At 56.6% G+C, this 11,934-nt stretch carries 12 protein-coding genes; 3 read left to right on the top strand and 9 right to left on the bottom strand.

Features of this window, described 5'->3' with window-relative positions; translation table 11 throughout:
* Positions 1-37: 37 nt before the first annotated feature.
* Complete coding sequence (locus HY788_07960) at positions 38-595, top strand: response regulator (protein MBI4774099.1); 558 nt, start codon at positions 38-40, stop codon at positions 593-595.
* A 172-nt stretch (positions 596-767) separates the two neighbouring features.
* On the opposite strand, the gene HY788_07955 is transcribed toward HY788_07960, so the two are convergent.
* Positions 768-1,886, bottom strand: a complete 1,119-nt coding sequence (locus HY788_07955) for an MFS transporter (GenBank protein MBI4774098.1) — start codon at positions 1,884-1,886, stop codon at positions 768-770.
* 167 nt (positions 1,887-2,053) lie between these two features.
* On the opposite strand from HY788_07955, the gene arfB reads away from it, so the two are divergent.
* Entirely contained in the window at positions 2,054-2,479 is a 426-nt protein-coding gene (arfB, locus tag HY788_07950) for an aminoacyl-tRNA hydrolase (GenBank protein MBI4774097.1), read from the top strand.
* Between the two features lie 18 nt (positions 2,480-2,497).
* Here arfB and HY788_07945 read toward each other — a convergent pair whose 3' ends face one another.
* From HY788_07945 to HY788_07915, 7 genes are all read right to left on the bottom strand, one after another.
* Positions 2,498-2,812 carry a hypothetical protein gene (locus HY788_07945; protein MBI4774096.1) on the bottom strand — a complete coding sequence of 105 codons (315 nt, stop codon included), beginning with the start codon at positions 2,810-2,812 and terminating at the stop codon, positions 2,498-2,500.
* A 13-nt stretch (positions 2,813-2,825) separates the two neighbouring features.
* Complete coding sequence (locus HY788_07940; protein MBI4774095.1) at positions 2,826-3,197, bottom strand: hypothetical protein; 372 nt, start codon at positions 3,195-3,197, stop codon at positions 2,826-2,828.
* Positions 3,197-4,129, bottom strand: a complete 933-nt coding sequence (locus tag HY788_07935) for an NAD(P)-dependent oxidoreductase (GenBank protein MBI4774094.1) — start codon at positions 4,127-4,129, stop codon at positions 3,197-3,199. Before HY788_07935 ends, HY788_07940 begins: the two co-directional genes overlap by 1 nt.
* Before the next feature lie 48 nt (positions 4,130-4,177).
* Positions 4,178-4,462 (bottom strand): MTH1187 family thiamine-binding protein, encoded by a 285-nt coding sequence (locus HY788_07930; GenBank protein ID MBI4774093.1) that lies wholly within the window; start codon positions 4,460-4,462, stop codon positions 4,178-4,180.
* 30 nt (positions 4,463-4,492) lie between these two features.
* On the bottom strand, positions 4,493-5,695 hold the full coding sequence (locus HY788_07925; protein MBI4774092.1) for an MFS transporter: 1,203 nt from the start codon (positions 5,693-5,695) through the stop codon (positions 4,493-4,495).
* 452 nt (positions 5,696-6,147) lie between these two features.
* Entirely contained in the window at positions 6,148-7,908 is a 1,761-nt protein-coding gene (locus tag HY788_07920) for a hypothetical protein (GenBank protein ID MBI4774091.1), read from the bottom strand.
* 283 nt (positions 7,909-8,191) lie between these two features.
* Positions 8,192-9,844 carry a hypothetical protein gene (locus HY788_07915; protein MBI4774090.1) on the bottom strand — a complete coding sequence of 551 codons (1,653 nt, stop codon included), beginning with the start codon at positions 9,842-9,844 and terminating at the stop codon, positions 8,192-8,194.
* A 1,048-nt stretch (positions 9,845-10,892) separates the two neighbouring features.
* Here HY788_07915 and HY788_07910 point away from each other — a divergent pair.
* Positions 10,893-11,642 carry a hypothetical protein gene (locus tag HY788_07910; protein MBI4774089.1) on the top strand — a complete coding sequence of 250 codons (750 nt, stop codon included), beginning with the start codon at positions 10,893-10,895 and terminating at the stop codon, positions 11,640-11,642.
* A 129-nt stretch (positions 11,643-11,771) separates the two neighbouring features.
* Here the strand turns inward: HY788_07910 and HY788_07905 are convergent.
* A partial coding sequence (locus HY788_07905) for a hypothetical protein (protein MBI4774088.1) occupies positions 11,772-11,934 on the bottom strand: 163 nt, incomplete at its 5' end.

Here is an 11,934-nt window from a genome sequence, read left to right as displayed (position 1 = left end):
CTTACAGGAGTTGGGGATGTCAAAAGGAGGAACCGGAATGGTGGAAACCAAGTCCTACATCAAAGGGAAACATATACTTGCGGTGGACGACGAACAGGACGTCCTGGAAACCATCGAGGACATTCTGGACGAGGCCGAGATTGACGTGGCGTGGGATTATGACTCCGCATCGCAAAAGATCAATGACACGAAATACGACCTGGCCATTTTGGACATTATGGGCGTAGACGGCCTAAGGTTGCTGGACGAGGCCGTAGAACGCGGAATACCCGCCGTCATACTTACGGCTCACGCCATCAATCCGGAAACCCTCATGGCTTCCATTCGTAAGGGAGCCATTTCCTATCTGCCTAAAGAGAAGCTGGCCGAACTGGACACGTTTCTGAACGAACTTCTCGAACACTGTGAAAAGGGCGCTCCTCCTTGGAAACTGCTTTTTGAGAAACTTGGCGCTTACTTTGACGAAAGGTTCGGACCGAACTGGAAGGAAGAAAGCAAAGACTTCTGGTCTGAATTCGATCGTTCCTACCAGGTGAGCAAGGGCGCCCAGGCCAGATTGATGCACGACGATCGGGTGCGAACCAAGGGGATCTGAGGTTGCGCCGCAAACGCGGAACCGATGTCCCGAGGGTGACATTGAGAAGTTCCCCTCAGTGACATGGGTCGGGTTAGTGAGCGCTTCGAGCGTATGCCGACGTGCGTGGACGTATTCGTCGGGTTTGTTCGTTCAACCAACCCTGCTCAGCGAACCATCACAAGAGCATGTACTATGTCCGGGTCGGTTGGCGCGGGTAGATCGCGAGACCCGCTAGAAGCGATAATCCGGCCACGAAAAAGAGAGCCCCATATCCTGCGGACTCGCCAATGTATCCGAGCAGGATCGAGCCCGCGAACGCGCCCGTGTCAATACTTCCGGTAAAGACACCGGTGACTTTGCCGCGGATGTGGATGGGCTGATCGCGGATGACCAGGGCATTGAGGCAGGGGAACAGAAAACCGTGCCCGCAGCCGGACAGCAGGCCCGAGACCAGCAGGGTCGAGTCTCCCCACAAAACGATGAGCAACCAGAGACCCAAAGCGGTAAGAGTCAGTGCATAGGGAAGAATGCGCTCCTCGCCTACCCGATCCGCAAATTTGCCTCCGAATACCCGGGTCACAATGGCGGCTGACGAATAGGATAGGTAATAGAGGGAAACAAATGTCAGATGGTTTTCCTTGGCAAACGGGGCCACGAATCCGCCCGAGGCGGCCAGGCCGAAACCGAAGAGCAGCGACAGCGACGCCACGACAAACGTTCGTCTTTGAAAGAGTACCGAGAAGAACGATGGAACGTCCGTGCCGTCCGACTTGAGGTAGGATTCGGGCAAGGGCTGGTGCAGCACGAGGCCGGCGGCTCCGAGAACGCTTGCACTGACAAAGAACATATTGAAACCGAAATCCCGTACAATGATTTCGGCGATTAGCGGCCCAACGCCTAACGCCAGAAGGCCTGTAACTCCGAACATGCCGATGCCTTCGTTCAGGCGTGATGGAGGGATGACATCCACGATGTAGGTGAACGCTGCGGTAAAACAGATGGCGAGGCCCACGCCATGGACCAGCCGTACGAGAAGCAGAGGCAGGTAAAATCCGCTGAGTTCGCCCTGGAACCAGAGATACACCAAGGGTAAACATGCCATGATCAGGCAACCGATGCTGTAGCTTCGTTTTCGTCCAATGCGGTCGACCATTTGAGATATATAGGGCCTGCAGAGCACGGACGAGAGCGCGAAGGCTCCCATCATGATGCCTATATCGGCTTTGGAGCCCCCCCGCTCCGATATGAAGAGGGGAAAGAGAAAAAAACTTCCGAAGCTGGACATGGCAAAGAAGTTGGCCAGAGCCATCAACAGAAAGGCCGAGCTGTACAACCTGGTGGGATCGGCCTTCAACGTAAAGTATGAATTTTGAGACAAAATGTGCGCCTTATTGCAGTAGGACTCGGATCGGCTTTAGAGGACGAGCTGTCGGCATCATCCCCTGGATCGACTACCGGGTTCCTCGTTGACCGGACATGATCGAAATTACGAGCAACATAGCCATCGGCGAAAAGGAAATCGAGGAGGATTTCATTCGTTCGTCGGGTCCCGGCGGCCAGAACGTCAATAAGGTGGCCACCGCGGTGCAGCTTCGCTTCGATATTAAAAATTCCCCCGGTCTGCCTGAAGACGTTCGCCACCGTTTGCTGCGCCTTGCAGGCAAACGCGTGACTTCAGCCGGGGTTCTCATCATCCACGCCGCTCGCTTTCGCACTCAGGAACGAAATCGCAAGGATGCGATGGAGCGACTAATCACTCTGATTCGTAAGGCAGCCGAGAAACCTCGACCACGACGCGCCACCGCGCCCACAAGGGCGTCGATAACGAGGCGGCTCGAATCCAAACGCCGATCGAGTCACACCAAGCGATTGCGGAGGCCGCCCGGTCGTTCCGGAGAATAATGCATACGACCGGAGGTTTCAAATTCCGAACTTCTTCTCAACGGCTTTTCCCGTCAGATAGTAATGTCCTTCTTCCGTAACGGCCACGGCGCCCTCCTGCAACAACACGGTCAGGGCATAGGGTCGATAATCGCGAAGCCCCAGCCGATAGTATGTTTTCCCGGCATACTTGAGAGCAACCGCGTTGGCAGGAGAATCGGCCCGCTGCGCTTGCAGTTCTGCGACCACTTCCTGCATGGCATTGTTCATTTGCCAGGCTAGAAGTTTGCGGACGACCCAGTAAGCGACCAGGGCCGTAATAACGATCCAGGCGAGCTTGGAAATCGCCTCCAAGAGAAGGGCTCCCTTACCCCGCTTCGATGCGGATGCCGGATTCGTGGATATGCGCTCTCAGGCCTTTCGGGTCGTCCAACGTTTTTCCCACCACATTTACGGCGCTCGCCGGACGAATTTCGTCCCCTCGACTCATAGGAGTGGCTCCGAAAAAGATGCAGAACGCATTGCCCGAAGGCCAGTAGCCCAAATCTCCCAGTTCGACCACTTCCCGGGCGGTGGAATCCAAATCGGCTTCCACCGGGATACTGTAATACATCTCGTCGCCCCACGTGTTAAAAGCGCATTCTATGGGAAGAGCCTCCCAAATCTTGTCGGCCGTGGAGGTATCCGCCGGCTCTGCTCTGAAAACGGCGCCCCCGAGAATGATGTTGATCTGCCTCATCACTCCTCCTTGGGAGGTTTTCCCGCCGGATGTTCGTCCACGGCGGCGAGAATTGCCATGGCGCGGAACAAGGCCTGTGTTCCCCGTTCCCCGTACCCGTGCGCTTTCGCCGCGATATAAAGCTGTTTGGACAGGGAAACGCCCGGAAGGGGAAGATTCATGGACTCCGCTTCCTTCAGCACCACGTTCATGTCTTTGAGGAAATGTTGGATGATAAAGCCGGGCTCCATGTCTCCTTTGACAATGCGAGGACCGTAGTTTTCCATGGACCAACAGGCAGCGGCGCCCCCGCAGATCACCTCGATGACCTGGTCCGGATTCAGGCCGGCTTTGGACGCATACAGCAGGGACTCGACCATGCCCACCATGGTGCCCGCCACCATGATCTGGTTGGCGGCTTTCATGTGCTGACCCGCCCCGGCGGGACCCATGTACCGGATGCTCTTGCCCATGGTTTGAAACAGAGGCATCACGGCGTCAAAAACATCCCGCTCTCCACCCACCATGATGGAAAGGCGGGCTTCACGGGCGCCCACGTCCCCTCCGGAGACCGGAGCGTCCAGGCTGTGCAGACCCCGGGTTTCCGCCGCAACGGCGATTTCGACAGCCAGGGAAGGTTCACTCGTGGTCATGTCCACGATGACGCGTCCCTTCTCCATTCCGGAAACAACTCCGTTCTCTCCAAGGTATACCTGGCGAACGTCCTGAGGATATCCCACGATTGAGAACAAGACGTCCGTCCGGCGCGCCACATCCGCCGGAGAATCCGCCCACCCGGCGCCTCGGTCGAGTAACGGCTCGGCGCTGGATTTGGTTCGGTTGAACACCACCACGGGGTAGCCGGCCTTTAGCACATGACCACACATGGATCGGCCCATCATCCCTGTGCCGATCCAGCCCACTCGTGTTCGTTCCGGGCTCGCGATATCCATGGTATTCTCCTGGTGCTGAGTCACATTAGTTCATTCTGTCCGGATGATTCATGTAACGGAGGCTTTCTTTGTGACCAGAGTGGCCCGCTTGTCCCGTCGATCGTCCACTTTCAGATCGATGACGATTCGCTGCGCTCCCGCCTCCGCATGGGCCGCATGCACCTTCTTGACCAGTTGAAACAGGGCGTCGAGGTCCGGTACTTCCACGCTGGTGGACATGCCGCCGATCTCGTAAGTGTACCCGGATTCCCGGATCACCGCTATGCCCTTCTTGACGAAACGGCTGACGCTGGTGCCTTCCCCGATGGGATACACCGAAAGTTGGGCGATCATGGTATCTCCTTGAACGAATCGGTTTGTCTATCAGTCAGCAAGCCGCATGGACCGCGTTACTCCCCTGAGGAGCAGGATAAAGGCCACGATGCCAAGCGACACTAAGGCCATGGCTACAAATACGGCGGATAAGGACCAGCCGCGCTCGATCCAGCCCACCATGCGTACGGCCAGCGCACCCACGCCGAAGGTGAGGACGAATTTGATGCCGTACCCGCTGTGCCTGATCTTTTCCGGCGTAAGCCTGGCCACCAGCGTGTTCTCGATAGGCTGCATGCCCAACAAGAAGAGCATATAAAACATGGTTACCAGGAATAACGGGAGATCCGTGGCGTAGGCCATCAGCAGCGCCATGGGCAGGGCCGCGGAATGAAACAGCAGATACCCTTTCCTGGGATCGAAGCGCTCGGCCGCGCGCCCTCCGACATACTGCCCCAAAATGCCCACAACGAATACCAGGGACGTGAGGGCCGTTGCCGCGACGTTCCTGGAAGCCGGCCACCATTGGAAACTGCTGAGCGCCTCGAACAAGGTTTGGGTTCTAAGTTCGAAATAAGTGGGCAGGATGACGGTGCTTCCCCGGTAAGCCACGCCTCCAAGCATCATGCATACACACAACACCGCGAAGCCCGTAAACAAGCTTCTTGCCGAATGGTGGTTGGGTTTTGCATTGTTTTCCGGGTCGGCGCACGGCATGAGCAACATCACTACGGCCCCGAGCAGGTTGAGGGCTCCCAGAAACAGATATACGGCTTGAGGTCCGAAACGATAGTTGATCATTCCGGCCAGGATGGGAGCCGAAGCCAATCCCGCGTTGCCGGCCATGCCGTTATATCCCATGGCCACACTCATCCTGGACATGCCCTTGGAGATCATACCTAGTCCCGCGGGGTGATAGATTCCCGAGAACAGCCCAATGCCCGTCAAACAGAGGGAGAAGCGCCAGGGAGAGTCCATGAAAAACGCGGCGGCGAGACCGCACAGCCCTGCGCCTCCGTGAAAGAGGAACAACATAGGCTTGGCGCCGAAAGTGTCGCTCAGCAGGCCCCAGGGAAGGGCGGTGACGCCGAACAACAGATACATCCAGAAGGAAAGGGCGAGCACCTGAGGCAGCTCGAGACTAAAATGAGCGGTCAGGGGAAGGACCAGGGCCGGGAAAACCAGCATATTGAAATGGCTCATGAAATGACCGAAAGAGGTCACCGTGAGAATGTTTCGTTCATTGGGGGACATACCGGCTCCATAGATTAACGATTTCCGTCTTTAGGGGACAGTGTCCTAATAATGGGACAAGATCACATTGTCCAGAACTATTTTGACCTCGCGTGCGGGGATGGTCTCGGGACAAAGGGTTTGCCCACTGCGACAGCCCGATCTATACAACCGTGTCGGTTGGGTTTTGAGTCTTGTCCCAACCTTGTCAGGCTCGCCATTGGGAATGTGTGCGGAACGCACCAGGATTACCTTCGAACCTACCCGCGGCGTCCGTAGATTGCAGCAATTCGAAATCGTTCAACCCATTCGAGCGCAAGGACGGGTTTCAAACCCGCCCATTCGGGCATTGCGGCTGGATACTGAGGGGTCTGAGAGGGAAGGGAGGGGGAACCTCTCTCGAACGTTCCCCCCGGAAATGGGTAAAAGAGGATCGCCGTTTAAGCTGCGCAGCTGCGCCGGTGATCCCCGGGCTAGCGAAGGTCTCTTTCCGGTCTCGAAAAGTTGTGGCAGTTGCCACAGTCGCGTCTTTTGTCTCCGACGTGCTTGTCGTGCAGCTTTTGGAAGCTCATCTGCTCCTTACTGCCGTGACATTGGGTGCAAAGCGAAGAAAGGGGAGCTTTTGGCTCATACCCCAGCTCTCCCTGGAGATCCACGCGTCCGGTTTCGCCGTGGCAATCGGTGCATTGAAGGGCCGACGAGGAAGGCTCTATGCCGTGATTCAAAAGTTGATACGTATCCGTGACGACCCATTCGTAGGGTGTGTCGGACGCATATCCCATGTTCGCCAGACCCTTTTGTATGGCTGTGGACGCATTGCCGGTAGCTTTGAGGTACTCGAAGGTGTCCAGGGCGATGAGCCTGTGATCCGAGGTTGTTTTGGGCTGAGTCGCCGTTTTGTACTTGAAGGGAAACAGCTTGCTTCCAGCGTCATTGATGCCGCCCATGGGGAAAGACGTAGTGTAGGCGCCGCTCTGCCGTAAATCGAACATTCGCCGGGCGTCGTCTCCCAGCAGCGCGTTATCGCTCAAACGATTCCAGAATCGATACACCGGAATCAGATCGGACATTTTCTCCGTATAAGGGTGACCGGGGCCGGAGACGCCGTCGGCCGGCGTCCCATCATGATGCGTCCGCCAGTCGCGGTCGGTTTCGGTGGCCACCTTGGCGTACGAGGGGATATGGCAGGTCTGACAGGCCAATCTGGTCGCGTGGTTGTAAATCGTGATAGCAGAGTGGCCGCCCGTGGTGAGCTTCTCCTGGTGACAGGTCAGGCAACTCACTTCCGATCCCCGGGAAAGATCGTCGGTGGAACGCAGGTCCGAACCTTTGCCGATGACCCGGTGATTTTCGAACGTGTGACAGTTCTGGCAGGCCAGGTCGGGACCACTCGAATCCATGTGTACGTCAAAGAACGGATTGACATTGTCGATCGTAGCCAGGGAAAGATCGCCCCGTTTGACGGCGTCCCCGCCGCCGGCCTTGGCGTGACAGGACAGGCAGCCGGCGCGGGTGGGAACCCCAACATTCCGGACAAAGCTGTCCGTCGGGTTGTTCACTCCCATGGAACCGTCCGGCAGGCGGACCCGCTGCGCGGCGTATTCGGCGTTATGGCACACCAGACAGTCGATATTTTCAAGATTTGCCGTAACGTCATCGGGGCGCTTGCCGCGACCCACATGACAGGAACCGCAAACCGGCCAATCACCGAAGATGTTAATGCAGTAACTATTCACTGCGTTGGTGAGTTTACCCTGCTTCAAACCCACGCCGTTCACCATATCCGGCGCATCGCCCAACCATTGGTAGTGGGTGGATTGAAACATCTCGCCGGCTTCGTCGCTGTGGCAGGACAGGCAGTTTCCGGGATAGTCCTGAAAAGTGAGGTCGGCGTGCCGATTTGAAGCTCCAGCGCCTCCTCCCACTTCTCCGTTGTCCAACAGGAGTATGGTAAGAAGGATTTGGTACAGCCGAATGCTCACCGGCGGCTGCGTTGCGCGGCTTTGGATGCCTAGAGATTTGTTAAGGCCGGGGAAATCCCGGCGGTCCGCCGCTTGATCAGGATCGCCGGAGTTGCCGGAAACGGCTGCACTCGGTTGAAGATGGCGTGATGGGTCCGGGTCCGGGCTCCCTTCGTCTGAACGGACCGTACGAGCGGTTGACAAACAAGGCATTAAACTGAAGGTGATCACTGCAACGAGGGTAAGAGCCACATATCGTCTTTTTCGCACCACACTGTTCTCCTGGTCGGGAATTCGCTTCAGCGGTCGAGATGAACGACCGCGGTCGGCGTTCAGACAGACCTGGCGGTCTGAGTGAGGTTTGTATCGGAAAAAACCTGCACAGTATTTAGACCTAAATATCGGATAGGTAGAAAAAATTGTTTCTACAAGAGAAATGGTAAATGAAATCACACGGAAACCGGACTCGAAGGAACCCGCCGTTTCGCTTCCCCGAGTTTCGTCAAAAGCACTACGAGCGCTGTCCGGCAGCGCTCGTAGTGCAGGTTCAGGGTGATCAATCACCTCTGTAGCTCATGCGAAGTCCTCGCTCCGGCCTCGAGAAATCGTGGCAGTTGCTGCAGTCGAGTTTCTTGTCTTTGACATGCTTGACGTGCAACTTTTCGAAGCTCATCTGTTTCTTCCTGCCGTGACATTGGGTGCAAAGGGAGGGGGTCGCTGCTTTAAGCCGGTAACCTAAGTCTCCCTGCAGATCCATTCGGGCGGTCCCCCCGTGGCAATCGTTGCACTGGAGGGCGGCGGAGGAAGGCTCGATGCCATGGTTCAATAGCTGATACGTATCCGTGACGACCCAATCGTAGGGTGTGTTGGCCGGATATCCCATGTTGACCAGGCCCTTTTGTATGGCCGTGGTCACGTTGCCGGAAGCCTTGAGATATTCGAACGTATCCAGGGCAATGAGCCGGTTATCGGAAGCGGTTTTGGGCTGAGTCCCCGTCTTGTACTTGAAGGGAAACAGCTTGCTCCCGATATCATCCACGGAACCTTCCGGGCGGGAAGTGGCGTAGGCGCCGTTTGACGAATCGTAGGTCGCCCGGATGTCGTCGCCCAACAGGGCGTTGTCGCTCAGACGATTCCAGAATCGATACACCGGGATCAGGTCGGCCGACTTTTCGGTGTAGGGATGACCGGGTCCGGAGACGCCGTCGGCCGGCGTCCCATTCTGATGGGTTCGCCAGTCGCGGTGGGTTTCAGTGGCCACCTTGGCATAGGTCGGAATATGACAGCTCTGACAGGCTACCCTGGCTACGTGGGTATGGATCTTGTCCGAAGGGTGTCCGTCTCTGGTAAGCTTGTCCTGATGACACGTCAGACAACTCACTTCAGGCCCTCGGGAAAGATCGTCGGTGGGACGTAGATCCGATCCCTTGCCGATGACCCGATGGCTCTCGAACTGGTGGCAACGCTGGCAGGCCAGGTCGGGGCCGCTCGAATCCATGTGTACGTCAAAGAACGGATCGGCGTTGTCGATCGTAGCCAGGGAGAGATCTCCTCGTTTGACGGCGTCCCCGCCGCCGGCCTTGGCGTGGCAGGACAGACAGTCGGCTCGGGTGGGAGCGCTTACATTTTGGACCATACTGTCCGTGGGGCTGCTCGCTCCCATGGAACCGTCCGGCAGCCGGACCCGCTGGGCGGCGTATTCCGTGCTATGGCAAACAAGGCAGTCGATGTTTTCGAGGTTCGCCGTAACGTCGTCGGGACGCTTGCCTCGGCCCACGTGACAGGATCCGCAAACCGGCCAATCACCCAGGATGTTAATGCAGTAACTGTTTACCGCGTTGGTGAGCTTACCCTGCTTCAAACCCACGCCGTTCACCATATCCGGCGCATCGCCCACCCATTGATAGTGGGTGGATTGAAGCATCTCGCCGGCTTCGTCGCTGTGACAGGACAGGCAGTTTCCGGGATAGTCCCGAAAGCTGAGGGCGGCGTGCTGACCGGAGCCGCCGCCGAAACCTCCACCGTTGCCGGGTGGAGCGGGGGTAGCGGAATCGTCATGGTCATCGTCATCGGGGTGGAATTTACTGGATCGGTCCTTGTCCCAGCGCCTTTCCTCCGAGAAAACCGTCCAAGCGGTCGACAAGCAGAGCATCAAACTCAACAGGATGACTGCAACGTGGATTAGAGTCCCATATTTTCTTTCTTGCAAAACAGTGTTCTCCTACTCTGGAATTAACGTTGAAAATTGAAGCCCCCGGTTTGGATCGCCCTTTAACCGGACCCGTCGATCCGCGCCTCTCTATGAAGAAAGGTCCTCCTCTGTTTGGGATTTGTGTTGCGGGGAGAACCCTGGGACGGAGATCATCCCTGGTTCATGCCCGTCGATCTGAGCCAATTTCCGAGCGCCGAAACGGTATGCTAAGAAATGCCCTAAAGCGCATCAGAAATTTCCCGATTGACTTATATACAAGATTTAGACCGTACCGCAAGAAGGCTAGAAGAAAAGTGTTATAAACTCGAAACAGTGCAGGGGCTCCGAAATGGTCATTCGCAGGTGGGATTGAAATCCGGCAGGAGGCTCCGGACCCGCTCCCCACGGCTGAAAGCCGCGGGTGGAGGGCCCCAAGACCAGGCTATGGGAGAACGCCGGCGCCGAATGGATGAGAACCGGAGAGGGCCCGCTAACGAAAAAAATTAAACTGAAAAACAAACAGGTTATGGCGTTCGGAATCAATTATGCATGAGCACGTGTATACGAAAACGACGGAACGGGAATGAGCTGATCTTAATGGATGTAATGAAAATAGATACTTGGATTAGCATACCCGCCACGAAATGCTGCGCAACGCAGGTCCTGCCGCCGCCGCGCTTTCCAGCCGAACGCTTCAAGAATAAGCCAGGGTCCGATGGTATCTTTTCCGCCATTATGACAATATATGGTCAATGTGCTGATGGGTTGGCCTTGTGAGGTCCCTGCAGGCGATTCGGATTTCAGTCCCCGGACCGGTTCTTTTTGCCCGGGCACACCGATTCCGTATCCAGTGCCGGGAACTTTATGTTACCATATTTTCCGTCAGCCCCCGGAACACCACCCACGTCGTCTGCAAACCCGGTCTAAAGGAGCGTAAATCGGATAAGCCCGCCGAGAGGAGGGGTTGGGAAGTGTACAGTGACCTTTCCGCGGCGTCGGAACAGTCCCGGCAAGCAGCGTTGCAGCGTTGCCCCGGATTCTTTTCCATGTGTCGCCGGAGGTATTTATGGCGGGTATGGCTCGGTGTCCCTTGACAGCGGTGTTCCTCTATCCCTATAGTGGCCTTCATATGACGATTCCACGACAGCCATGTACCCGGACGGTTCGCCGGGCCGGAGCGGTCCCCTTTCTTTGGCTCCCGGCGACGTTCTGTCTGTTGACCCTTTGTGTGGGGTGCGCTTCGTTGACGCCCATGGACCTCTCGACCCAACGCCCGGTGGACAAAGTGGCCTTTCTGGGTGTGGGGAGTTACTACCAGGGAAACCTGTCCAAGAATGATCAAGTGGCCATTAGTTTCGTCAACGTTAAGACTCGCGTGTTGTACGAAGGCCGGGCCAAGGATCAGTTGTTGACCGTGGATCTGCCGGACGGTGACTACGAGGTCTTGGCGTTGCATGTATGGCACGCCACCGAGGCATTCGGTGGAGGATGGCAGCGCACGTACGAAATCGGAAAGGCGGACACCTTCAATGTCATGCGGCTGCGCTTCACAGTGGTAGGCGCGGTCCCGGCCTTGTACCTCGGACGGCTGGACATAAACCTGTTCCGCCCCGATGAACTCAAAGGCAATGTGCCCCCGGAGGTATCACAACGGCCGAGCATGGTCCGCATTCTCATTCAAGACCGATTTGAACAAGACACCGAACGGTTCAGGAAAGACTTCACTAACCTCCGGTCCAGGTATCCGCAACTCGTTTCGGACTCGGACGTCCGGGACTTGTCCCTGCCGTACTCTCAGTTTACGTTTAACTGGTGATGAGATTCTTCGCGGTGTGGTTCGGGCGAGGCTCATGGTTTCTTTAGACTCAAGTTCAACAGTTGTTAAGAAAAGGTTTTGGCATATCAACGGGTTACAAGAGACAAAAGTGTTCTTGGCACTACGCGTTCACAAGCTTATGAGTTGCAGAGTCGGGGGCGGTTTCACGCCCACGGCCTGAAAGACGCTGTGGGCGCAGCCTTGGAACTCGGTTCGCAGCAGGTATTCCCGGTCGTCCCATTGGAAATGAACGGCCTTGAACGCGTCCAGATCCGTGAGCACCTCGTCCCAC

The organism is Deltaproteobacteria bacterium, assembly GCA_016208165.1.
GTDB lineage: Bacteria > Desulfobacterota > Desulfarculia > JACQYL01 > JACQYL01 > JACQYL01.
Note: the sequence above shows the minus strand (reverse complement) of the source record. Positions and strands in the feature narration are given on the sequence as shown.